Below are 24494 nucleotides of genomic sequence, written 5' to 3'. Positions count from 1 at the left end.
GCCGAAGTCGAGGGCGAGCAGATCAACGATGCGCTGTTCCGCTGCGTCGACGAGCTCGACCTGTCGGTGCGTTCGGCCAACTGCCTGCAGAACGCCGACATCAAGTACGTCGGCGAGCTGGTGCAGCGCACCGAGCACGAGATGCTCAAGACGAAGAACTTCGGCCGCAAGAGCCTTCTCGAGATCAAGGAGATCCTCACCGGGATGGGACTGAGCCTCGGCATGCGCCTGGCGAACTTCCCCGACCGCGAGACGCTCGACCGCATGCGGATCGAGCAGGACCGGTACTGAGGGCGCGAGCCCGAACGGAGAGGCAGTGAGGGCGCGAGCCCGAACGGAGACAGCGAGGGCGCGAGCCCGAACGACGAAAGGGATAGGGAAAGAAACGCGATGAGACACCTCAACGCCGGTCGCAAGCTGAGTCGCAATTCGGCGCATCGCCACGCGCTGATGCGCAACATGGTCACGTCGCTGATCGAGCACGGCCGCATCCGCACGACCGACGCCAAGGCCAAGGAAGTGCGGCGCTGGGCCGAGCGCATGATCACGCTCGGCAAGCAGCAATCGATCGCGGCGCGCCGCCGTGCGCGCGCGTTCGTGCGTACCGACGCAGCCGTCGCCAAGCTGTTCGCCGAGGTGGCGCCGCGCTTTTCGAGCCGCGCAGGCGGCTACACGCGCATCATCAAGCTCGGCCGCAGGCCCGGCGATGCCGCGCCGATCTCGATCCTCGAGTTGACCGAGCTGCCGCCGCCGCCCGTCAAGGCCGAGAAGGGCAAGAAGGCGGACAAGGCCGCCGTCGCAGGCTGACGCGGGCTTCTCGAAGTTGGGGTCAGGCACCAGCGCGTATCCAAGTCGCGTCGGCTCCTGGATGAGGCGCGCTGCTGCCCGTTCCCAACCCCACGGGAGAACATGAAAGCCCGCCTGCGCCAGATCATCGATCGCGCCCTGGCCGACGCGCGCGCGGCCGGCGATCTCTCTTCGACCGAAACCCCGGGTTATATCGTCGAGATCCCGCGCGACGACGGCCACGGCGACCTCGCGACCAACGTCGCGATGATGCTGGCCAAGGCCGAGCGCAAGCCTCCGCGCGCGATTGCCGAGATCGTCGCACGCCATCTCACCGCCGGCGACGGCCTCGTCGCCAACGCCGAAGCAGCGGGCCCCGGCTTCCTCAACGTCACCTTCAGCGACGCGGCGTGGCGCGCGCGCCTGCTCGACATTCTCGAAGCCGGCGACACCTACGGCCAGGGCGACACCGGCAAGGGCAAGCGCATCCAGGTCGAGTTCTGCTCGGCCAATCCTACCGGACCGCTGCACATCGGCCACGGCCGCGGCGCCGCCACCGGTGACGCCATTGCGCGCGTCCTGGAGGCCGCCGGCTACGCGGTCGAGCGCGAGTATTACATCAATGACGCCGGCGTGCAGATCGATACGCTCGGCCGCTCGGTGCTCGCGCGTTACCTGCAGCTGCTCGGACGCGACGAGCCGTTTCCCGAGGACGGCTATCCCGGCGACTACGTCACGGTCTACGCCCAGGAGTTGATCGAGACGGAAGGGGAACGCTGGACGCAGGTGCCCCGCGACAAAGCCGTGCTGGAGCTCGGCCTTCGCGCCGGCGACGTCATGATGGACCGCATCCGCGCCGATCTTGCCGATTTCGGCGTGCGCTTCGACAACTTCACGAGCGAGCGCGCGCTCGGCCAGAGCCACAAGGTCGAGGAAGCGATCGAGGATCTGCGGTCGCGCGGCTGTCTCTACGAAGCCGACGGTGCGACGTGGATGCGCACGACCGCGTTCGCCGACGACAAGGATCGCCCGATCGTCAAGAGCGACGGCACGATGACGTATTTTGCCGGCGACATCTGCTACCACCGCGAAAAGGTGCTGCAGGGTTTCGACCGCCTCGTCAACGTCTGGGGCGCCGACCACCACGGCTACATCGCGCGAGTGAAGGCGTCGTTGCAGGCGCTCGGCCAGAACCCCGACAAGCTGCGCGTCGTGCTCGTGCAGATGGTGAGCCTTTCGCGCGACGGAACGCCGGTGCGCATGGGCAAGCGCACCGGCGAATTCATCACGCTGCGAGACGTGCTGGGCGAAGTCGGTCCCGACATCGCGCGCTTCTTCTTCCTGTCGCGAAAGTCGGACGCGCACCTGGACTTCGACCTCGAGCTCGCCCGTCGCCAGACTGCCGAGAATCCGGTCTTCTACGTGCAGTACGCGTACACGCGCATCGCCGGCATCTTCCGCCAGGCCGACGAGAAGGAGATTCGCGTGCCGGAGCCGGGCGTCGGGTCGACCTCGCCGCTCGGGCACCCCGACGAGATCGCGCTGATCAAGCTGCTGGCCGAGTTCCCCGAGATCGTCGCCGGCGCGGCTGACGCGCTCGAGCCCCACCGGGTGGTTTTCTACGCGCAGAAGCTGGCCGGCGAGTTCCACCGTTTCTACTCGAAGCACCGCTTCGTCGGCGAGGATCCCGCCGCCACCGGCGCGCGCCTGCTGCTGGCCCGGGCCGTTGGACAGGTGCTCGGAGGGGCCCTGAAGCTCGTCGGGATCGCCGCTCCGGATCGAATGTAGGGCATCCCGATCCGCCGCCATCTCCGCGTGCCGAGGCGCCGGGTGGTCGCTCCCGAACGCATGTAAGGCCTTCGCGACCCGTCCTAAGTGCCAGTCGCGGGTCACTTTTTTTGCACATCACCCATTTTGGATGCGGGCTCTTCCCGGCGAACCCGCTACAATGAGCGCCCCGGCCCCCTCAGCGGTCCGGGACGCGGAGGCCCGGCAAGAGCCGGGCGGGACCGGACCGGAGCGCGGCAAGGACCGGCGAGAGTCGGGCCGGCGAGAAGCGAGACCAGGCGCGAGCCTGGCCTCAGTCAGGGAACGCGAGCCGGTCGTTCCCGCGAAGGTGTGGCGGAGGCAGGGCGGATGGCGACGCGGCAGGCGAGACGACAGCTCCAGCTGACCAGCTTCGAGATGACGCTGGTCGCCGTCAGCTTCGTCGTCACCGTGACCACCGTGTTCTTCTTCGGCCTCTTCGTCGGCAAGAAGAACGCGTCGTTCCACGCGCCCGCCGAAGATCGCGTCGCGCGCATTCCCGTCGACGACTTCACGAAATACAAAAGGCCGGAGCCGATCGAGAAACCGGCCAAGGCGGCGCCCGTCGCTGCCGCTTCCGCATCGAGCGGGAAGCCGGCCGCTGCGCCGGACAAGAATTCCGCTTCCTCGAACACTGCCGAACCCGTCGCAGCGGTCGCAAAAGTCGACACGCCCGCCGACAGCAAAGCGCAAGTTGCCGCCGCACCGGTTGCCGCGGCGACGCCAGCCACCAAGCCCGCACCAGTCTCCATCCCTGCAGGGACCACGGCGAAGGAGGCCCAGAAAGATGCAAAGGCGAAGGAAGCTGCAGCCGCCAAGGAAAAGGAAAAGGAGAAAGACGACGCCGAGCCCGCGCGCGGCCACGGCTACACCGTCCAGATCCTCCAGACGCGCAAACAGGTTGATGCCGATCAACTCGTGCAGAAGCTGAAGGCCCACGGCTACGCGGCCTACATCAAGAAGGTCAGCGACGGCGACGACGCGTGGTACCGCGTGCGCGTCGGAAGCTATTCGGCCTTCGGTGAGGCCCGCGCGGCGGCAGACCGCTGCCACCAGGAAATGGGGCTCGGGCAGGCGTTCGTCAGCACGGAGTAGGCCGGGCCGATTGCAGTTGGCGATGATGCGCGCGTGCCAGAGCGACGTGCGCTGATCTTCTCTCTTCATTTTTTACCGGTCGTTCGCTCGTTGCGGAACCCGTTGGACGACCGCTCCCGGGTCGCCCGTTCGCCCGGGCTTTTTTCCGGGCTCTCATCGCGTTCCACGAGGGGCGAGTCGCTGCGAATTGCGGGCGGTGACCCGGCTCACTCGCGTCCTCGGCCGATGCCGGCGGGAGCCCGTGCGGGGCGCCCGGTGGGCATTGGATTTTTATATCGTATCACGATACATCTCCGCGATGCCGGCCACCGTCAGCCTCAAGGAATACCGCGCCCTTGCGGAGCTGCGCTTCCAGATCCGCCGTTTCGTCGCATTCAGCGAAGCCAGCGCCCGCTCGGTCAACCTGGAGCCCCAACAGCACCAGCTTCTGCTCGCAATCCGCGGGCTGCCCGATGGCGTGGAGCCGACGATCGGGTGCCTCGCCGAACGCCTGCAGATCCAGCACAACAGTGCCGTCGATCTCGTCATCCGGTGCGTAGAGAGACAGCTCGTGCGCAAACAGCCGTCCCCGATGGACGGCCGGCAGGTGCAGGTCGTGCTCACGGTCAAGGGGATCCGCGTGCTCGAAAAGCTCGCGGTCGCGCACCGCACCGAGCTCCTGACGCGCGCACCGGCGTTGATCGGCGCGCTCGAGGCGCTTGCAGGCACGATGGGCCGGCGGCGCGGCCAGGAGCGGCAGCCGTGAGTGCCGCCTGCCAAACGCAGGCGGCGCCCTCGGGCATCGCACCGGCGCCGCGTCCACCAGTCGCCACTGCCGCACCCGGTCTCACACAGGTCGATGAGCTCGGCGACTTCACGACCACCGCACGCGTCCTCCCGCTGACGCTCCTTGCCTGCGGCATCGGAGCGCTCAGCGCCGTTGTCGCGTTCGCGCTGCTTCGGGCCATCGCGCTGTTCACGAATCTTTTCTTCTTCCAGAGGCTCAGCTTCGCGGCCGTCTCGCCGGCGCAGAACACGCTCGGAGCCGCGGCCGTCGTCGTTCCGGTGATCGGCGCGCTCGTCATCGGCGTCATCGCGCGTTACGGATCGGAGAAGATCCGCGGCCACGGCATTCCCGAAGCGATCGAGTCGATCCTGATCCACGGCAGCCGCATCCAGCCGCGCGTCGCGCTTCTCAAGCCTCTTTCGTCGGCGATTTCGATCGGATCCGGAGGCCCTTTCGGTGCCGAAGGCCCGATCATCATGACAGGAGGAGCACTCGGCTCGCTCGTCGCCCAGACTCTGAGGCTCACCGCCGCCGAGAGAAAAACGCTGCTCGTCGCCGGCGCGGCGGCGGGGATGAGCGCGACGTTCAATTCGCCGCTGGCCGCCGCGCTGCTCGCCGTCGAGCTGCTGCTGTTCGAGTGGAAGCCGCGAAGCTTCATCCCCGTCGCGCTCGCGAGCGCCACGGCGGCGTGCATCCGTCCTTTGCTCCTCGGATCGGGCCCGTTGTTCCCGCTGCAGTTGCCGGCCGTGCATCCCGACGTCGCGCTGGCCGCCGCGTGCGTCGCGTGCGGCGTGATTGCCGGCGCCGCGTCCGGGCTGCTCACGCGCGCGGTGTATCTCTTCGAAGATGCGTTCCAGAGGCTCCCGATCCACTGGATGTGGTGGCCGGCCGTCGGCGGCCTTGCCATTGGCCTCGGCGGTCTCATCGAACCGCGCGCTCTCGGCGTCGGCTACGACGTGATCGATTCGCTGCTGCGAGGCGGCATCGTCGGTCGCGCCCTCGTCGTGCTGATGGTCGTCAAGGCGCTGATCTGGAGCATCTCGCTGGGCTCGGGGACTTCCGGCGGCGTGCTGGCGCCGCTGCTGATCATGGGCGCTGCGATCGGCGGCCTCGAAGCGTCGTGGTTTCCCAAAGTGGGCGAGGGATTCTGGCCGCTTCTCGGCATGGCGGCGATGCTCGGCGGCACCATGCGCTCGCCGCTTACGGGCGTCGTCTTCGCGCTCGAGCTGACCCAGGCCTGGGGCGCGGCGCTCGCGTTGCTCATCGCCGTGCCGATCGCGCACGCATTCACCGTGCTCGCGCTCAGGCGCTCGATCCTCACCGAGAAAGTCAGCCGCCGCGGTTTTCACCTCAGCCGCGAATATTCGACTGATCCGCTCGAGATCCTGTTCGTGCGCGAAGTGATGCGAACGTCGGTGCGCGTGCTGCCGGCTTCGCTGCACCGCGGCGACTTCCGGCCGCCGGCCGACTCGACCAGCTCGCTTCGCCAGCTCTTCCATGTCGTCGACGAGGACGGCGGTCTCGTCGGCGTCACGACCCGCACCGACGTCAATTCCTGGCTGCTCGGCGACGGCGGCTCGCCGCCGACTCTCGGCGGCATAGCGCGAAAACCCGTCGTCGCGCACGCCGACGAGCCTCTTCGAATCGCCGTGCATCGCATGGCGACGACGGGCCGCACGCTGCTGCCCGTCGTTGCCGGCCGCGACGGCCGCAAGATGGTCGGCGAGATCGCGCTGGAAGACATGCTCAAGGCGCGGATCCAGCACCTCGAGGAAGAGCAGAGGCGCGAGCGCGTCCTTCCGCTTTCGGCGATCGCGCCCGGGTGGCTGGTCAGGGCGAGGAAGACTCTCGCACTGCGCGTTTCCTCGCGTTGAGCTTTCGCGGCGTGCGCGCCGGAGCGTCCGTCAGCTTGCGGCCGGCACTGCCGCGACGGCTTCGATCTCGATGAGGAAGTCCGGGTGCATGAGCGCCGTCACTCCGACCCAGGTGGACGCGGGCGGCTCGACGCCGGCAAAGAAGCTGGCGACTCGCCCGCCGATCTCGCTCGCGGCCTCGTGCGTGAAGCCGACGATGTAGACCCTCAGCATCGTGACGTCGGCAGGACCGGCGCCGGCGGCAGCAAGCGCGCGACGGACGTTCTCGAGCGCGACCTCGGCCTGTTTCCCGATATCGCCGGCTCCCACCGGCCGTCCACGCTCGTCGCAGGCCGTCTGGCCTGCAACCCAGACAACGGCCCCGGCCGTCGCAGTAACGACCTGCGTGAAACCGAGCTTCGAGCTTCGAAACAGATCGGGCGGCTGGATGTGCTGGAGCATGAGCGCTTCTGACACGATCGAGGTCTGCCGTGCAAGCGCTGCCCGCGGTATGGTTGCGCGAGCCACGGTGCGAGATCCGCGAGCCAGTCGGCCATCTGATCGAACCGGTCGAGCCCGTCATTGCGGCGACATTCACGGCCGTTTCCTGCAGGAACCGGCTCTACCGGGCGACGGCGGGGGCTTCCGACGCGCCGGCGCCGGATGCCTCGAGCGTATCGACGTGCGGCGCGTCGGTGCGGGAGACGTTGGCATCGGACGGCAGCTCGCGCGCGGTCCAGCCGCCGCCGAGCGCCTTGATCAGCTGCACCGTCGCGGCCATGCGGCGGTTGCGCGTGACGACAGCGTCGCGCTCGCTCGACAGCGCAGTGGCCTGCACGACGACGACGTTGAGATAGCTCACAATCCCCGCCTTGTACTGGTTGATGGTGAGCCGCACGGACTCCTCGGCAGAGGCCACCGCACGCTGCTGGACCTCGGCTTCGTTCTCGAGGATCCGCAAAGCCGCCAGGCTGTCTTCGACTTCCTGGAATCCCGTCAGCACGCTCTTGCGATAGGCTGCCACTTCGGCGTCGTAGGCCGCGCGCGCCTGTCGCGTCTGCGAGTGCCTGAGGCCGCCGTCGAACACGGTCTCGGAGATCGAAGGACCGACGGACCAGAAGCGGCTCGGCCACGTGAACCAGTCCGACAGGTGCGCCGACTGGAGCCCGCCCGAGGCCGACAGCGTGACGTCCGGATAGTAGGCCGCCTGGGCCACACCGATCTGCGCGTTGGCGGCCGCGACGCGGCGCTCGCCGGCGGCGACGTCGGGACGCTGCTCGAGCAGCTCCGATGGCAATCCGGGCGGCACGGGCGGCGGCACGTCGCGAAGCGGCGCCGGCGCAAGAGAAAAGTCCGAAGGCGTCGTTCCGACGAGGACGGCGATCGCATGCTCGACCTGGGCGCGCTGGACGCCGACATCGATGGCCTGCGTGCGCGTGTTCTCGAGTTGTGTCTCGGCCTGCGCGACTTCGGTGCGGGCGGCCACACCGGCCGAGTAGCGGTTCTTCGTCACCTGCAGCGATTTTTCGAATGCCTTGACCGTATCGTCGAGAAGCTGCTGCTGGGAATCGAGGCTTCTCAGCGTGAAGTAGTCGGTCGCGCACTCGGCCCGAAGGCTGAGCAGCGTGGCGGCGACATCGGCAGCGCTGGCCTGCGCAGAGGCGCGGCTCGACTCGACGCTGCGCCGTACGCGGCCCCAGACGTCGGCTTCCCACGAGATGTCGATCGGCAGCACATAGTCGGAGCTGTTCAGCGACGTTGAGGACGACGACCCGGCGGCTCCGCCTGCGCTGGTGCCGGATCCCGAAAAGCCGGCGTTGGCCGATCGGTGCGAGCGTCCGGCCGACAGGCCGATGGTGGCGTTCGGGAAGTACGCGGCGCGGGCCTGCTCGACCAGCGCGCGCGCCTGGCGGAATCTGGCCTGCGCCGCGGCGAGGTCCTGGTTGGAGACTTCGATGCGGTGCTCGAGGCCGTCGAGCGTGGTGTCGTCGAACTCGGCCCACCACTGCTCGCGGGACGCGGTGTCGCCGGGCTCCCCGATTTTCCAGGATCCGGCTTCCTTGTACGTCGCGGCGGTCGGTGCGTCGGGCCGCACGTAATCGGGGCCCACGCTGCACGCGGATGGGAACGCAAGCGCCAGCAACAGGAACGAGACGCGAGCATTCATTTTACACCGCCTCCGGCGCGGCGTGGCGTCGCCGCCCGCCGAGCACGTGACGCCGCGTCCACAGGCGAAGGCGCTCGAGATAGAGATAGACGACCGGAGTCGTGTACAGCGTCAGCGCCTGGCTGACGATGAGTCCTCCGACGATCGCGATGCCGAGGGGCCGGCGAAGCTCCGAACCGACGCCCCTGTCGAGCGCGAGCGGCAGCGCGCCCAGCAGCGCCGCCGACGTCGTCATCATGATCGGGCGGAAGCGCAGAAGGCAGGCTTCGTAGATCGCGACGTCCGGTTTGCGCCCGCGCTTGCGCTCCGCCTCCAGCGCGAAGTCGATCATCATGATCGCATTCTTCTTGACGATCCCGATCAGCAGCAGGATCCCGATCATCGCGATCACGCTCAGGTCGAGGCCCGACAGCAAAAGTGCGACGATCGCGCCGATTCCCGCGGACGGAAGCGTCGACAGGATCGTGATGGGATGGACGTAGCTCTCGTAGAGCACGCCGAGCACGATGTAGACCGTCAGCAGCGCGGCCAGGATCAGCAGCGGCGTGCTCGACGCCGACGCCTGGAACGCCTGCGCCGTGCCCTGGAAGTTGCCGTGGATCGTCGGCGGCATACCGATCCGGCTTGCGGCCGCCTCGAGCGCATCGACGCCCTGGCTGATCGCCATTCCGGGCAGGAGGTTGAACGATACCGTCACGGCCGGGAACTGTCCCTGGTGGCTGACCGACAACGTGGTGGCCGAGGGCTCGAAGCGCGCGAAGGCCGACAGCGGCACCTGGTCCCCGGACGGCGAGCTCACGTAGACACGCGACAGGGTGCCGGGGTCCTGCCAGAAGCGCGGATCGACCTCCATCACGACGTGGTACTGGTTGAGAGGGGTGTACAGGATCGAGACCTGGCGCTGGCCGAATGCGTCGTACAATGCGTCGTCGATCGTCAAAGGGGTGAGGCCGAGTCGCGACGCGGTGGGCCGGTCGATCGCGAGCGTCGCTTCGAGTCCCGCATCCTGCTGGTCGCTGCTCACGTCCACGATTCCCGGCGTTTCGCGCAGCGCCCGCACGAGCTTCGGTGCCCACTCGACCAGGTCGCTGACCTTCTCGCCCTGCAGCGTGTACTGGAACTGGCCGTTGCTGATCCGTCCGCCCACGCGCAGGTCCTGCACCGCCTGCATATAGGTTGGAGCACCGGGGATCTTCGACAGGGGTCCGCGAAGACGGCCGATGACCTCGTCGGCGGTCAGCGAGCGCTCGGAAGCGGGCTTGAGCGCGACGAACAGCCTTGCGCTGTTGCGCGCCGAGCCGCCTCCGCCGCCCGTGAAGCCGAGGACGTTCTCCACGGCAGGGTCGCGCCGGATCACGTCGACGACCTGGGAGAGGCGATCGCGCATCGCCTGGAAGGAACTGTCCTGCGAGGCCTGGATGGTGCCGGTCAGGCGCCCGTTGTCCTGCTGCGGAAAGAATCCCTTCGGAATCCAGACGAAGAGCGCCACGTTGGCCACGACGGTGGCCAGCGTCAGCACGAGAATGAACGGTGCATGCGCGAGCGCCCATCCGAGCGTTTTCTCGTAAAAGCGGTGCATGCCGTCGAAGATCGCCTCGAAGAACCGGTAGATCCGGTTATGGCGCTTCGTCGTGCTGCGGCGCAGGAATGCGGCGCACATCATCGGCGTCGTCGTCAGCGAGAGCACCAGCGAGATCGTGATCGCGATCGACAGCACGACGGCGAACTCGCGAAACAGGCGGCCGACCATTCCGCCCATCAGCAGGATCGGGAGGAACACCGCGACGAGCGACGCGCTCATCGACAGCACCGTGAAGCCGATCTCGCTCGCACCGGTGAGCGCGGCCTGCAGCGGCTCGACGCCTTCCTCGATGTGCCGCGTGATGTTCTCGAGGACGACGATCGCGTCGTCGACGACGAATCCCGTCGAGATCGTCAGCGCCATCAGCGACAGGCTGTCGAGCGTGTAGCCGAGCAGGTACATGCAGCCGAAGGTGCCGATCAGCGAGACCGGCACGGCGACGCTCGGGATCAGCGTCGAGCGCGGGCTGCGCAGGAATGCGAACACGACCAGCGTCACCAGGCACACGGCCAGCACGAGCGCGAACTCGACGTCGTGAAGCGACGCGCGGATCGGCGGAGTGCGGTCGATGACCACCGAAAGGTTCAGCGAGGCCGGCACCGACGCAGCCAGCTGCGGCAGTACCGCGCGCACCCGGTCGACCGTGTCGATGATGTTGGCGCCCGGCGAACGGAAGATGATGACGAATACTCCCGGCTTGCCGTTGAGAAAGCCCGCGTTGCGAAGGTCCTCGACCGAATCGTCGACGGTGCCGACGTCCGACAATCGTACGGGCGCCCCGTCGTGGTAGGCGACAACCACCGGGCGGTACTGCTCGGCAGTACGGAGCTGGTCGTTGGAGTGGATCTGCCAGGTCCGGTCTCCCGTCGTCAGTTCGCCCTTGGGGCGGTTCACGCTGGTCGTCGACAACGCCGCCCGCACGTCTGCCAGGCTCAGGCCGTACTTGTTGAGCGCCAGCGGGTTCAGCTCGGCGCGCACGGCGGGCAGCGATGCACCGCCGACGAACACCTGGCCCACGCCTTCGACCTGCGCGAGCTTCTGCTGGAGGATTGTCGAGCCGATGTCGTACATGGCGCCGGTGCTCAGCGTGTCGGATGTCATCCCGAGGATGAGCACCGGAGCATCGGCGGGATTGACCTTGCGGTACGTCGGATTGGACGGGAGGTTCGTCGGCAGGTCGCCGCGCGCCGCATTGATCGCTGCCTCGACGTCGCGTGCGGCGCCGTCGATGCTGCGGGCCAGATCGAACTGCAGGACGATCGACGTCTGCCCGAGATAGCTCGTCGACGTCATGTCGGTGACGCCGGCAATGCGGGAGAACTGGCGCTCGAGTGGAGCGGCCACGGACGACGCCATCGTCTCCGGGCTCGCGCCCGGCAACGCTGCGCCGACCGAGATCGTCGGGAAGTCGACCTGGGGCAGCGGCGCGACCGGCAGCAGCCAGAATCCGACGGCGCCGGCCAGCGCAAGGCCGAGAGTCAGCAGCGTGGTTCCGACCGGCCGACGGATGAATGGCGCCGAGACGCTCACGGGGCCTCCGTCGCGAGCTCCGGCCCGTCGCTCGGCCGGCGGCGCTCGCCGGCGCGGCGCGCCAGCCGGTCGAACGCGAGGTAGATGACCGGAGTCGTGTAGAGCGTCAGCGCCTGGCTCACGAGAAGACCACCGACGATCGTGATGCCGAGAGGCCGGCGCAGCTCGGCACCGACACCGTGGCTGACCGCGAGCGGCAGAGCGCCGAGCATCGCGGCCATCGTCGTCATCATGATGGGACGGAAGCGCAGCAGGCACGCTTCGAAGATCGCATCCTCGGGACTCTTGCCGTGCTCGCGCTCCGCTTCCAGCGCAAAGTCGATCATCATGATCGCGTTCTTCTTGACGATGCCGATCAGCAGCACGATGCCGATCAGCGCGACGACCGTCAGCTCCTGCCGGCATAGCAGCAGTGCGAGGATCGCGCCGACGCCGGCCGACGGCAGCGTCGACAGGATCGTGACGGGGTGAATGTAGCTCTCGTACAGGACGCCGAGCACGATGTAGACCGTCACCAGCGCGGCCAGGATCAGCAGCGGCTCATTGACAAGGGAAGCACGGAACGCCTGCGCGGTGCCCTGGAAGCTGCCTTGCACGCTCGGCGGCAGGCCGGATTTCGCGGTCGCGGCTTCGACGGCAGTGACGGCCTCGCCGAGCGAAACGCCCGGCGCGACATCAAACGACAGCGTCACCAGCGGGAACTGGCCCTGGTGTCCGATCGACAGCGGGCCGACCGTCTCGGTCACGTGACTGATCGCGGACAGCGGAACCTGGGCGCCGCCTGCGGCGCCGACGTAGATCGAGTCGAGACCGCCCGGCTGCTCGCGGAAGGCGGGCCCGACTTCCAGAATGACGCGGTACTGGTTGAACTGCGTGAAGATCGTCGAGACCTGGCGCTGGCCGAAAGCGTCGTACAGCGTGTCGTCGACGGCTTGGGGCCGGATGCCGAGACGCGAGGCGGTGCTGCGGTCGATGTCGACGACGGCACGCAGCCCTTCGTCCTGCTGGTCGCTGCTGACGTCTCGCAGCTCCGGCCTCTCGCGCAGGGCCGTGACCAGCCTTGGAGCCCAGACGGCAAGCTCTGCCGGATCGGCGTCTTCGAGGCTGTACTGGTACTGCGTGCGACTGACGCGGTCGTCCACCGTCAGGTCCTGTACCGGTTGCAGGAACAGCGTGATTCCGTCGACCGTGCGCAGCTTGTCCTGCAGGCGGGCAATCACCCCGGTCGCGCCCGCGTCGCGCTCGTGCAGCGGTTTCAAGTTGACCTGGATGCGGCCGCTGTTGAGCGTGGTGTTCGTCCCGTCCACGCCGATAAAGGAGGACAGGCTGGCCACCGCGCTGTCCTGCAGGATGACTCTTGCCAGCGCCTGCTGGCGCTCGGCCATCGCCGCAAACGAAATGCTCTGCGGGGCCTCGGAGATTCCGATCAACACGCCGGTGTCCTGCACCGGGAAGAACCCTTTCGGAACGACGACGTACAGCACAAGGCTGAAGACGAGGACCGTGACGGCGACCACCAGCGTGCCGCGCTGCCGGTCGAGCACCCAGCGCAGCGATCGCGAGTAGGCGTCGATGGTGCGCTCCTGCAGCGACTGCGTCCAGCGATAGAAGCGGCCCTGCTGCTCCTCGGGCGTATGGCGCAGCAGCTTGACGCACATCATCGGCGTCAGCGTCAGCGAGACCGCAGCCGAAAGCAGGATCGTCACTCCGAGGGTGATCGCGAATTCCCGGAACAGTCGCCCGACTACGTCGCCCATGAACAGCAGCGGGATCAGCACCGCGATCAGCGAGACGGTCAGCGACAGGATCGTGAAGCCTACCTGCTCGGCGCCGGCCAGCGCGGCTTCGCGCGGGGATTGCCCGGCCTCGACGTAGCGTGCGATGTTCTCGATCATCACGATCGCGTCGTCGACGACGAATCCCGTCGAGATCGTCAGCGCCATCAGCGACAGGTTGTTCAGGCTGAAGCCCAGCAGGTACATCGCGCCGAAGGCGCCGACGAGCGACAGCGGAACCGCCACTGCCGGGATCACCGTGGCCGACAGGCTGCGCAGGAACAGGAAGATCACCGCTACGACGAGCGCGACCGCGAGCATCAGCTCGAACTGCACGTCCTTGATCGACGCGCGGATCGTCGTCGTCCGGTCCGTGAGCACCTCGACGCGGACGGAAGAGGGGAGGGTGGCTTCGAGCTGGGGCAGCAGGTGCTCGATGCGGTCGACGACCTCGATGACGTTGGCGCCGGGCTGGCGCTGCACGTTGAGCAGCACGGCGGGCACCTGGTTGCTCCAGGCTGCCTGGTGGATGTTCTCCGCGTCGTCGACGACTTCGGCGACGTCGGAGAGCTTGATCGGGGCGTTGTCGCGATACGCGACGATCAGGCGGGCGTACTCGTCGCTCTTCAGCAGCTGGTCGTTCGCGCCGATCACGTACGACTGGTGCGGCCCGTCGAATCCGCCCTTGGCCTGGTTCACGTTGGCGGTCGCGATCGCGGTTCTCAGGTCCTCGAGCGTCAGCGCGTAGGAGGCAAGCGCAGTCGGATTGGCGCGCACGCGGACGGCGGGCCGCTGTCCACCGCCGACCGAGACCAGGCCGACGCCGGGAAGCTCGGCAATCTTCTGCACGAGGCGAGTCTCGGCGAGGTCTTCGATTCGCGGCAGCGGCAGCGTGTCGGAAGTGAGCGCGAGCGTGAGGATCGGCGCGTCGGCGGGATTGACCTTGCTGTAGACCGGCGGGTTCGGAAGGTCGCGGGGCAGATAGCTGCCCGAGGCGTTGATCGCGGCCTGGACTTCCTGCTCGGCTACATCGAGGCCGAGATCGAGGTTGAACTGCAGCGTGACGATCGAGCTGCCGCCCGAACTCGACGACGTCATCTGCTGCAGGCCAGGCATCTGCCCGAACTGCCGCTCGAGCGGTGCGGTGACCGACGAGGCCATCACTTCGGGCCCGGCGCCGGGGTAGAACGTCACGGCCTGGATCGTCGGGTAGTCGACCTGCGGCAGGGCGGCCACCGGCAGCTGCCGGTAGGCGACGAGTCCGGCCAGGAACAGCGCGGTCATCAGAAGCGTCGTCGCTACCGGACGCAGGATGAAAGGCCGCGACAGGTTCATGGTCCGTGCTGGGAGGGCGCCGCCGTCGGTGCCTGTTCTCCGGAAGCCGCTGCGTTCGGCGCGGCAGCCTGGGGGGTCGCCGCTTCCTTGCCGGACGCCGGGTTTTTTCCGCCGCCGGCGCCCTTGTCGCCTGGTGCGCCGGGAGTCTGCACGGTGACTTTCGTGCCGGCCCGCAGGCCTTCGGCGCCTTCGACGACGACCTTGTCACCAACGGCAAGACCGCCGGCGATGGCCGCGATCGTTTTCTGCGCCAGATCGACGACGACCGGCTTCACTTCGACCGTCTGGTCCTCCTTGACGAGGTACACGAACGTTCCTTCGCTGCCGTGCTGGACGGCGGCCGCGGGGATCACGATGCTGCCGCGCTTGACGTCGACGAGCAGCCGGGCGTTGACGAACTGGTTGGCGACCAGCGAATCGTCCGAGTTCGCAAACTCTGCCTTGAGCTTGATCGTGCCGGTGGCCGGATCGATCTGGTTGTCGATCGTGATCAGTGTGCCGACGGCCAGCATGTGGCGCTGCTCGCGGTCCCACGCTTCGACGCGTGGCGCAGCCGTGGCCTTCAGGCTGGCCTGCGCCTTGCCTACGTCGTCTTCCGGAATCGTGAAGACGACTGCGATCGGCTGGAGCTGCGTGATCGTGACGAGACCGCCGTTGTCGCTGGAGCGCACGATGTTTCCGGGATCGACGAGGCGCAGCCCGAGCCTTCCGCTGACCGGCGCGGTGATGTTGCAGTAGACGAGCTGCAGCTCGGCGCTCTCGATCAGCGCGTTGTCGAGCTCGAGCGCCGCCTCATCCTGCTTGACCTGCGACTGCTGGGAATCGAGCTGCTGCTTGGCCACCGAATCCTGTTGGAACAGCAGCCGGTAGCGATCCAGGTCGACCTTGGCATTGCCGAGCAGCGCCTGGTCCTTTGCCAGCTGGGCCCGGGCCTGGTCGAGCTGCACCTTGAAGGGGCGCGGGTCGATCTCGGCCAGCAGGTCGCCGGCATGAACCTCGTCGCCTTCGCGGAATCGCACGCTCATCAGCTGACCGTCTACTCGCGAACGCACGGTGACCGTGGCCAGCGGCGTCACCGATCCGAGTCCGTCGAGGTAGACGTCGACGTCATCGGTCTTTGCCGCCGCGACGGTGACCGGGATGCTTCGCGCCGATGCCGGTCCGCCGCCGGGCGGGGTGTCGCCGCCGCGGTGCGCGCAGCCGCGCACCATGAGCACGATGAGCACGCAGGCGAGGACTGCCGCGGCGACGACTGTCGCGACGAGCCATCGGGGCCGGCCGGCGTGCGCCGGGCCGGCATCGTCGCCAGCGTGTGACGGCCCGGCGTGTCGTGGACCGCCAGGCCGTGCGGATCGGTCGCCCTCGGTTGATCCGCCATCGGATTGAGCCGCGCGAGTCGGTTTGTCGCTGCCGGCTTCGGTCATCGAGGTTTTTTCCTTTCCCGCTGGCCGCGCTGGGCCCGCTGGGCGCGGATCGCATCCAGGGAGAAACGGGCGATGTGATCGGCGATACGCTCGACGTCGCGCGGAGTATCGATTTCAGGATACAGCCGCGCGATGACCGGGGCCGAATGGCGGTAGAACACACACTGCCCGACGATGCTGAGCACCATCAGCTTTACGATCTCGGACGAGGCCCCGGCGCCGAGCAGTTCGCGAACGATGCCGCCGAGCTGCTTGTGGGTCGCGCGCATCCTGTCGCGTACCAGCCGATCGAGCTCGGGCGTCGGGTCGATCATCTCCCGGGCCATGAGCTTGGCGTGCCACGCGGGTCGACCGCCGTCGAGAAGTCGCGACAGGAAAGAGCCGATGTGGAGGCGGAGGCGCTGCCCGGGCGTTGCCGATGCGGGCGTTTCGCCCGAGGCATCGCTGCGCTCCCGCGCGAACTGATGGGCGTAGTCGATCGTGGCAGCGTAGAGCCGCTCCTTGTCGCCGAAGTGATAGTGCACCGCCGCGATGTTCGCGCGCGCACGCCGGCAGATTTCCTGGATCGTCGCGGCGCGGAATCCCTCGTCAGCGAAGACCTCGCCGGCGGCTTCGAGTAGGCGCCGGCGGGTGTCGGCGGAGCGCGCCGAGCGCGTGTCGGACGAGCGCGCCGAGCGCGTGTCGGAGGAGCGCCCCGAGCGCGTGTCAGCGGAGCGCCCCGAGCGCGCTTGGGTGCGGGCGGGCGTTTTCATACGGGCATTTCAAATACGAATTTTAATCCGGTTCAAGACGCGTCGCCTTGCGGATGGCAATCTTTTCTCCCCGGTCGGGCGCCAGCCACGGCGTCCCGCCCGCGTCGTCGTGTGCCGCGCGGCAGCCGGCGCCGCGAAGGGAAGGGCCGCGTGAGACGGCCGCCGTGCTTTCCCCCCGTCCCCGCTTTGGGCTAAACGGGCCGGATGGCCCTCGTTCCGACCCTCGACGAGTTCCGGCGCCTGGCGGCCGGTGCCAACACGATTCCCGTCTACCGGGAGATCGCGGCGGACCTGGACACGCCGGTCTCGGCTTTCCTCAAACTGCACTGCCGCGGGCAGGGCTTCCTGCTCGAAAGCGTCGAGGGCGGGGACCGCTGGGGTCGCTACAGCATTCTCGGCAGCGATCCGCTGATGACGATTCGCGCCAGGGACGGCGTCATGACGGTGCGCGGCCGTGACGGCGTCGTGCGCACCCTGACCGGCGATCCCCTCGACAGCCTGCGCGAGGTGCTGAAGCCGTTTCGTCCTGCTCGCGTCGAGGGTCTCGCGCGATTTGCGGGCGGGTTCGTCGGCTACCTGTCCTACGACCTGGTGCGCACGGTCGAGAAGCTCCCGGACAAGAACGTCGACGATCTCGGCGTCGCCGACATCGCGGGGCTGGTCGCCGATACCTTCGTGCTCTTCGACAACGTCACGCACACGATGAAGGTCGTGTGCCTCGCGGTGCCCGGCGAAAACGAAAACGTCGACGTCGCCTACGAGCGCGCGGCCGCCACGGTCGAGCGCACGGTCGAGCACCTTCGCCGCTCGCAGGTGCCGCTGGTCAAACCGGGCGAGGGTCTTCCGGTCGCGCCGGTCTCCAACTTCACGCCGCAGGAGTACGGCAATGCCGTAAGCCGCTGCAAGGAGTACATCGCAGCCGGCGACATCTTCCAGGTCGTGCCGTCGCAGCGTTACGAGGCGCCGCTGGCGACGCACCCGTTCTCGATCTATCGCGCGATGCGGACGATCAACCCGTCGCCGTACATGTTCTACCTCGACCTCGACGGCGAGATCGCCGTCGGCTCCTCGCCCGAGGTGATGGTGAGGGTGGAGGGGCCGAGGGTCACGGTACGGCCGATCGCCGGCACGATCCGCCGCGGCGCGACGCCCGAAGAGGACGAAGCCCAGGTTGCGCGCATGCTGGCGGATCCGAAGGAGCAGGCAGAGCACATCATGCTCGTGGACCTCGGCCGCAACGACATCGGCAGGGTCGCCGAGATCGGAAGCGTGAGCGTCGACGAACGCATGGTCGTCGAGCGCTACTCGCACGTGAACCACATCGTCTCGCTGGTATCCGGCCGCCTGCGCAGCGGCACCGACTGCTTCGATGCTTTCCGCGCGACGTTCCCGGCCGGCACCCTGGCCGGCGCTCCGAAGATCCGCGCGATGGAGATCATCGACGAAGTCGAGAAGACGCGGCGGGGCCTTTACGGGGGCGCGGTGGGCTACGTCGATTTCTTCGGAAATTTGGATACTTGCATCGCAATTCGCACCGTCCTCGTTACGAATGGCAGCACCTACGTCCAGGTCGGCGCCGGCATCGTCGCCGACTCGGTGCCCGAAAAAGAGCAGGCCGAATGCGAGGCAAAGGCCGAAGCGATGATGGCCTCGCTTCGCCACGCCGCCGAGATCGAGCGGTCGTGAAAGAGGCCCTGGCCAGGCTGGTCGAGAAGCAGGATCTCTCCGACAGCGAAATGACCGGGGCCATGACGGCGATCATGGACGGCCAGGCTGCGCCTGCCCAGATCGCGGCGTTCCTCACGGCGCTGAGAGCCAAGGGCGAGACGGTGGCCGAGCTGGTTGCCGCCGTCCGCGTGCTTCGGGCCCGGGCGGTCGCGCTGCCGGTGAAGGGCCCGGTGATCGATACCTGCGGCACGGGCGGCGACGGGCTCGGGCTGTTCAACGTCTCGACCGCATCGGCTTTCGTTGCGGCGGCCGCCGGCGCGAAGGTGGCCAAGCACGGCAACCGGGCGGCCACTGGAACCGTCGGCGGCGCCGACGTGCTCGAGGCGCTCGGTGCCCGCATCGAGTTGCCCCCGGAGCTGGCGGCGCGCTGCCTCGAGCGCTGCGGCTTCACGTTCCTGTTCGCGCCGCTTTACCATCCGGCGGTGCGCCACGTCGCAGCGGTGCGCCGCGAGCTCGGCTTTCGCACGCTGTTCAACCTGACGGGACCTCTTTGCAATCCGGCGGGCGCGCGTCGCCAGGTGATCGGACTTTTCTCTGCCGACTGGATGGAGCCCGTTGCCGAGACGATGAGGGAGCTCGGCAGCGAGCACGTGCTGGTGGTTCACGGCAGCGACGGCAGCGACGAAATTACCGTGGCGGGCACGACGTCGGTCGTCGAGCTTGTCGGCGGTGAGATCCGCGGCTTCGAGATCGAGCCGGAACAGTTCGGGATGCGGCGCTGCAGCGTCGGCGACTTGCGCGGCGGCGTCGATGCAGCTTCGTGCGGGGCGACGCTGCGCGAGGTGCTCGCCGGCGCCGTCGGACCTCTGTCGGATGCGACGGCGCTCAATGCCGGTGCGGCGATCCATGTTGCGGGCATTGCCGCCACGCTTGCGGGAGGCGTCGCGCGCGCTCGCGAGATTCTTCGCAGCGGCGCTGCCGCCGGCGTGCTGGAGGCATTCGTTTCGCTTTCGCGCGGGGAAGCCGCATGAGAACCGCAGGCGAGGGCAGGCCGTGATTCTCGATCGCATCCTGGCATCCAAGCGCGACGAAGTGGCGGCGGCCAAGCGCCACGCGCCCGAGGCGTCGCTGCGCTCGCTGCCGCATTTTGCCGAGCCTCGCCGCGGCTTCCTGCGTCACCTCGAAGGGCCGGGCCGAGCGATCATTGCCGAGATCAAGAAGGCCTCGCCGTCGCGCGGCGTGATTCGCGGCGACTTCCGTCCGGACGTCCACGCTCGCCAGTACGAGCAGGCCGGCGCCCGCTGCCTTTCGGTGCTCACCGACGCGCCGTTCTTCCAGGGCAGCCTCGCCGACCTCGCGCTCGTTCGCGAGACCGCATCGATCCCGCTGCTGCGCAAGGATTTCACGATCGATCCTTACCAGGTGGTCGAGGCCAGGGCGTACGGAGCCGATTGCATCCTGCTGATCGTCGCGGCGCTCGAGGACGCGCGCATGCGCGAGCTCGCCGCCGCTGCCGCCGAGCTCGACCTCGACGTTCTCGTCGAAGTGCACGATGAAGCGGAGCTGGAACGGGCGCTGGCCGCCGGCTCGAGGCTCGTCGGCATCAACAATCGAAACCTGCACACGTTCGAGACTTCGCTCGATACGACGGCGCGGCTGGCAGCGCTGGCCGGGGACGACGTCACGCTGGTCTCCGAGAGCGGATTTCGCACCGCGGCCGAGCTGGCAGGTATGGAAGAGATCGGCGTCCATGCGTTCCTGATCGGCGAGACGTTCATGAAGGAGAACGATCCGGGGGCGGCCCTTCACGCGATGCTCGAGGGCTGAGCGATGCAGACCTGGGTCAAGATCTGCGGAGTGACCCGCCTGATCGATGCGCGCACGGCCTTCGATGCGGGCGCCGATGCGATCGGCATCAACTTCTGGGCCGGAAGCTCTCGCTACTGCGGCCCGGAAAAGGCGCGCAGCATCGTCGCGGGGCTTCCCGCGGGCTCCCTGGTGTTCGGCGTCTTCGTGCTCGAGACCCGCGAGCGGATCGCCGAACTCGTGCGCGAGGTGGGGCTCACGGGGATTCAGCTTCACGGCGGCGAAGACGCATCGATGGCAGAAGGATGGGAGATTGCGGTGATTCGTGCGGTAGCCGCGACGTCGCGCGAGGCGATCACCGCCGCGCTCGGCGAAGTCCGGCAAAGGGACGGATTTTCGTCTCCATCCGCGCTTGCCAGCGGAGAGCCCGGCAACCAGAGCCGTAGCCGTCGCGGAGTTCGCGTGCTGGTCGACCACGGCAGTGGCGGGGGCAGTGGCAAGACGATCGACGGCGGCCTGCTCGACGGGCTCGATTTCGGTGAGGCGATCCTGGCCGGTGGCCTGACTCCTGGCAACGTCGCTGCTAGCGTGGCGCAGCGCCGGCCGTTCGGCGTCGATACCGCCGGCGGCGTCGAGAGCGCGCCGGGAATCAAGGACGCACACGAGATCGAAGCGTTCGTGCGAAACGCAAGAAGGGCGCCGTGACGCCCCTGGTCCGGTAACACGAGAAAAACGATGTCACAGACCGCCGCAACTCTTCCAGATGCCCACGGCCGATTCGGACAGTTCGGAGGACGCTTCGTCCCCGAAACGCTGATGCCGGCGCTGCTCGAGCTCGAAGAGGCGTACGCGCGCTGGAGCGTCGATCCCGCGTTCGTGCGCGAGCTTGCCGAGCTGCATACGGGCTACACGGGCCGCCCGACGCTGCTGTATCACGCCAGGAGGCTGTCGGACCGCCTCGGCGGCGCGCAGATCTGGCTCAAGCGCGAAGACCTCTGCCACACCGGTGCGCACAAGATCAACAACGGTCTCGGCCAGGGCCTGCTCGCGAGCCGCATGGGCAAGACGCGCATCATCGCGGAGACCGGTGCCGGCCAGCACGGCGTGGCGACGGCGACGGTGTGCGCGCTGTTCGGGATGAAGTGCGAGATCTACATGGGGGCCGAAGACGTGCGGCGCCAGGCACTCAACGTGTTCCGCATGCGGCTTCTCGGGGCCGAGGTAAAGCCCGTGACCAGCGGCAGTCGTACGCTGAAAGACTCGATCAACGACGCGATGCGCGACTGGGTCACCAACGTCGGCGATACCTATTATCTCGTCGGCTCGACGATGGGGCCGCATCCTTACCCGCAGATGGTGCGCGATTTCCAGAGCGTGATCGGACGCGAGGCGCGCGCACAGATCCTCGCTCAGCGCGGCTCTCTGCCCGATCTGCTCGTGGCGTGCGTCGGGGGCGGCAGCAACGCGATGGGTCTGTTCCATCCCTTCCTCGACGACCGCGACGTGCGTATGGTCGGCGTCGAAGCGGCGGGGCTGGGCCTCGACGCGGGCGCACACTCGGCGTCGATCACGCGAGGAAAGATCGGCGTGCTGCACGGCAAGAAGACGTACCTGCTGCAGGACGAGCTCGGGCAGATCAGCGAGGCGCACTCGATCGCACCGGGACTCGACTATCCGGGCGTCGGCCCCGAGCATGCGTGGCTGCATGACAGCGGGCGTGCGAGCTACGCGACGATCGACGACGCCGAGTGCGTCGAGGCGCTGCAGCTGCTGGCTTCGACCGAGGGGATCATCTGCGCGCTCGAGAGCGCGCACGCGGTGGCTCACGCTTCTGCGGTGGCGCCGAAAATGAAGAAGGACCAGGCCATCCTGGTCAATCTTTCGGGCCGCGGAGACAAGGACATGCCGGCGGTAGCGGAGTATCTCGGAGAGAAGCTCTAGCAGGTTGCCGGCCAGCCGGCGCGCGGCGCACTGAGTTCCACTCACGCCGCCTGGGTCGCCAAGGAAAGATTGAGATAGGCCGGCTCGTCGGTCACCTCGCGCGCCACGGAAGCAGAGAGCCACTCCGGGATTTCGACCTGCTGGTCTTTCGCGGCCAGCTCCACTTCGGCCAGCACGAGGTCGCGGTCGTCGAACTCGTCGATCTCCCAGACGACGTCGCCGTCGGGGACGTTGTAGCGCCGCTTGGAGATGCGGCAGCCGGTCGTCAGCGGCCACATCGTCTCGAACACCTCGCGCGTGGTTTCTTCCTCGATTTCGATGCGCTCGACGCCGGAGCCGAGCTTGACCGTGCGGTAGTATCGTTCGCCCGCATCGTCGGTGATTTTCCTCAGCCGCTCGCGCAGCGTTTTTCCCGGCAGCCAGCCCTGCACGATCGTGCTGCTCGGCGCCGAGCGCGCACGCTCGGGAACCGCCAGCAACAGGTATTTGCGCTCGATCTCGGTCGCCAGCGCCTCGTCGCGGGCACGCTGCAGCACGTCGATCGAGTCGGCGAACGCCCGCACGTCGCGCACCAGCTCGGTGGCGCGCCGCGACAGCCAGACCCGCTCCGCATCATGGAAGAGCTGGTCCCTGCACGTGCGTGCACGTGCAGCCAGCGCGGTAAGGCCGAGTCTCTCGTCCCGCCGTCTCTCGCGCTCGAACAGCGAGCGCTCGCCGCGCAGAGCGAGGTCGCGAAGCCGCGCAGCCTTGTCGCGGGAGGCCGCGTCCAGTGCCGTCTCCAGCGTCGCCTCGAGCACGTGCATGTCGTGCAGGGTGCCGAAGAGGTCCTGGAATTCCTTGAACGAGCGGACGACCGGCTTGGCGTCCGGAGCCTCGGCGCGCACCGGCTCGAGCAGGTAGCGCAGCTTCTTCGCCGAGATTCGGGCCTCGTGGATCGCCCTGCGATCGCCGGGTGTGCGCACCGCCGCCAGGCTGCCCGCGAACGTCGAGGCCTGCTCGCGAAGCAGCGCCGCGAGCGTGGTGGCAAGCGACGGCGAAGAGGTGTCGACGTCGCCGAGGCGCGACTGCAGCTCGTCGTGGAGGCTGGTGAATTCTTCACGCACGCGCGAACGGACATCGAGATAGTCGGCGTTGCGCGCAGCGCGCAGGCGCCGCGTGAGCCAGTTCAGTCCGGAGCGCTCGCGGCGCAGCAGCGTCGCGCGCGCCTGCTCGAGCCATTCGAGCTGCACTTCGGCATCCCTTGCGGCGTTGGTCGTCGCACCGAGCTTGCGCAGGCGGCGGCGCAACTTGCGCGATGCCGCCTCGCCGAGCCCGTCGCGGTACGCACGCAGCAGCCCGCGAAGGCGCCGCAGGGCGACGCGAAAGTCGTGCAGCGCCTCGGTGTCGTGGCGATCCGAAACGCGCGACAGGGCGTTGGCAGCGTCTTCGAGGCGCCGGCGCACGAGATCGCAGGCGACCGTACTGGCCGGCAGCTCGAGCAGGTTGTCGGTGCTGCTCATCTGGCGAGCTTGCGAAGCAGGCGAGGGTAGACGAGCCAGCGAAGCTCGCCTTGCCCCTGCTCGATCCTTTCCGGGAAACGAAGCAGGCAGGCGCCGGCCTTTTCGAGCGGAATCGGCACCGCGCGGCTGTCGCCGACGACGAGGCTGCCGACGAGGGAACCGAGGTCCGGCTCGTGACCGACCACGGCAAGGCAGGACTCGGTGCGCGAGGCCAGCCACTTGAGCAGCTCGTTGCGCGATCCTCCGCTGGCAAGCTCCTTGACGTCGAGGAGAGGCATCGAAGACCACGCTGCCGCGAGAAGCTCCGCAGTGTCGGCAGCGCGCGTGAAGGGGCTGGTTGCGATGAGATCGAGGCCGGGGACGAGGCGTGCCAGCGCCTTCGCGCACGCTTTCATTTCGGTGCGGCCCTTGCGGGTCAGCGGCCTCTCGTTGTCGGGCCGTCCCGTCTCATGCCACTCGTCTCGTTCCTGCGCCACGGCGTGGCGCACGACCAGAAGTTTCATCGAGGCTCCGCTCTCCCGTCGGCCAACGGACGCTATCAAGTTTGCACGGCAGACGGGAACGCCGGCCATCGGGCGCAGCAGGGCCCTTTCGCGCGGGTGCCGTGCTTCACCTCGGGAGGATCCCGTCGAGAGGATCCCGTCGAGATGATCCTGTCGAGATGATCCTGGCGAGGCGCGGGCCTCGAAGAGGTGCACTCTTTGGCGGA

At 68.0% G+C, this 24494-nt stretch carries 19 protein-coding genes; 11 read left to right on the top strand and 8 right to left on the bottom strand.

Features of this window, described 5'->3' with window-relative positions; all coding sequences use genetic code 11:
• From VGK20_00865 to VGK20_00840, 6 genes are all read left to right on the top strand, one after another.
• Positions 1-291: DNA-directed RNA polymerase subunit alpha C-terminal domain-containing protein (locus tag VGK20_00865; protein ID HEY2772577.1), on the top strand; the 291-nt coding region annotated here is incomplete at its 5' end.
• A 99-nt stretch (positions 292-390) separates the two neighbouring features.
• Entirely contained in the window at positions 391-807 is a 417-nt protein-coding gene (gene rplQ / locus VGK20_00860; GenBank protein ID HEY2772576.1) for a 50S ribosomal protein L17, read from the top strand.
• A gap of 102 nt (positions 808-909) precedes the next feature.
• Positions 910-2574, top strand: coding sequence for an arginine--tRNA ligase (gene argS / locus VGK20_00855; GenBank protein HEY2772575.1), 1665 nt, complete (start codon positions 910-912; stop codon positions 2572-2574).
• A 348-nt stretch (positions 2575-2922) separates the two neighbouring features.
• The gene (locus tag VGK20_00850; protein HEY2772574.1) at positions 2923-3687 is read left to right on the top strand and encodes an SPOR domain-containing protein; all 765 of its coding nucleotides are present in this window, start codon (positions 2923-2925) and stop codon (positions 3685-3687) included.
• A 196-nt stretch (positions 3688-3883) separates the two neighbouring features.
• A complete protein-coding gene (locus tag VGK20_00845) occupies positions 3884-4432 on the top strand; it encodes a MarR family winged helix-turn-helix transcriptional regulator (GenBank protein HEY2772573.1) in 549 nt (182 codons plus the stop codon).
• Positions 4429-6327 carry a chloride channel protein gene (locus tag VGK20_00840; protein ID HEY2772572.1) on the top strand — a complete coding sequence of 633 codons (1899 nt, stop codon included), beginning with the start codon at positions 4429-4431 and terminating at the stop codon, positions 6325-6327. Before VGK20_00845 ends, VGK20_00840 begins: the two co-directional genes overlap by 4 nt.
• 30 nt (positions 6328-6357) lie before the next feature.
• On the opposite strand, the gene VGK20_00835 is transcribed toward VGK20_00840, so the two are convergent.
• The 6 genes from VGK20_00835 to VGK20_00810 form a co-directional block, all read right to left on the bottom strand.
• The gene (locus VGK20_00835; protein ID HEY2772571.1) at positions 6358-6768 is read right to left on the bottom strand and encodes a RidA family protein; all 411 of its coding nucleotides are present in this window, start codon (positions 6766-6768) and stop codon (positions 6358-6360) included.
• A 160-nt stretch (positions 6769-6928) separates the two neighbouring features.
• Entirely contained in the window at positions 6929-8473 is a 1545-nt protein-coding gene (locus VGK20_00830; GenBank protein ID HEY2772570.1) for an efflux transporter outer membrane subunit, read from the bottom strand.
• A gap of 1 nt (position 8474) precedes the next feature.
• The gene (locus VGK20_00825) at positions 8475-11585 is read right to left on the bottom strand and encodes a multidrug efflux RND transporter permease subunit (protein ID HEY2772569.1); all 3111 of its coding nucleotides are present in this window, start codon (positions 11583-11585) and stop codon (positions 8475-8477) included.
• Positions 11582-14695: a multidrug efflux RND transporter permease subunit gene (locus VGK20_00820; GenBank protein HEY2772568.1), complete on the bottom strand. Its 3114-nt coding sequence runs from the start codon at positions 14693-14695 to the stop codon at positions 11582-11584. Before VGK20_00820 ends, VGK20_00825 begins: the two co-directional genes overlap by 4 nt.
• Positions 14692-15921: an MdtA/MuxA family multidrug efflux RND transporter periplasmic adaptor subunit gene (locus VGK20_00815; protein HEY2772567.1), complete on the bottom strand. Its 1230-nt coding sequence runs from the start codon at positions 15919-15921 to the stop codon at positions 14692-14694. Before VGK20_00815 ends, VGK20_00820 begins: the two co-directional genes overlap by 4 nt.
• 194 nt (positions 15922-16115) lie before the next feature.
• Positions 16116-16871, bottom strand: a complete 756-nt coding sequence (locus VGK20_00810) for a CerR family C-terminal domain-containing protein (protein HEY2772566.1) — start codon at positions 16869-16871, stop codon at positions 16116-16118.
• A gap of 204 nt (positions 16872-17075) precedes the next feature.
• On the opposite strand from VGK20_00810, the gene trpE reads away from it, so the two are divergent.
• From trpE to trpB, 5 genes are read left to right on the top strand one after another with little or no spacing between them, the layout of a single operon-like run.
• Positions 17076-18557, top strand: coding sequence for an anthranilate synthase component I (gene trpE / locus VGK20_00805; protein HEY2772565.1), 1482 nt, complete (start codon positions 17076-17078; stop codon positions 18555-18557).
• The gene (trpD, locus tag VGK20_00800; protein ID HEY2772564.1) at positions 18554-19570 is read left to right on the top strand and encodes an anthranilate phosphoribosyltransferase; all 1017 of its coding nucleotides are present in this window, start codon (positions 18554-18556) and stop codon (positions 19568-19570) included. Before trpE ends, trpD begins: the two co-directional genes overlap by 4 nt.
• Before the next feature lie 22 nt (positions 19571-19592).
• Positions 19593-20366 carry an indole-3-glycerol phosphate synthase TrpC gene (gene trpC, locus VGK20_00795; protein ID HEY2772563.1) on the top strand — a complete coding sequence of 258 codons (774 nt, stop codon included), beginning with the start codon at positions 19593-19595 and terminating at the stop codon, positions 20364-20366.
• 3 nt (positions 20367-20369) lie between these two features.
• Positions 20370-21050, top strand: a complete 681-nt coding sequence (locus VGK20_00790) for a phosphoribosylanthranilate isomerase (GenBank protein HEY2772562.1) — start codon at positions 20370-20372, stop codon at positions 21048-21050.
• A gap of 30 nt (positions 21051-21080) precedes the next feature.
• Positions 21081-22286, top strand: a complete 1206-nt coding sequence (trpB, locus tag VGK20_00785) for a tryptophan synthase subunit beta (GenBank protein ID HEY2772561.1) — start codon at positions 21081-21083, stop codon at positions 22284-22286.
• Between the two features lie 41 nt (positions 22287-22327).
• On the opposite strand, the gene VGK20_00780 is transcribed toward trpB, so the two are convergent.
• Together VGK20_00780 and VGK20_00775 are read right to left on the bottom strand one after the other, a co-directional pair.
• Positions 22328-23785 (bottom strand): CHAD domain-containing protein, encoded by a 1458-nt coding sequence (locus tag VGK20_00780; GenBank protein HEY2772560.1) that lies wholly within the window; start codon positions 23783-23785, stop codon positions 22328-22330.
• On the bottom strand, positions 23782-24288 hold the full coding sequence (locus tag VGK20_00775; protein HEY2772559.1) for a histidine phosphatase family protein: 507 nt from the start codon (positions 24286-24288) through the stop codon (positions 23782-23784). Before VGK20_00775 ends, VGK20_00780 begins: the two co-directional genes overlap by 4 nt.
• Positions 24289-24494 lie beyond the last annotated feature (206 nt).

The organism is Candidatus Binatia bacterium (assembly GCA_036493895.1).
Taxonomy (GTDB): domain Bacteria; phylum Desulfobacterota; class Binatia; order UBA1149; family CAITLU01; genus DATNBU01.
The sequence above is the reverse complement of the archived record's forward strand: the minus strand, read 5'-3'. Positions and strand labels throughout refer to the sequence as shown.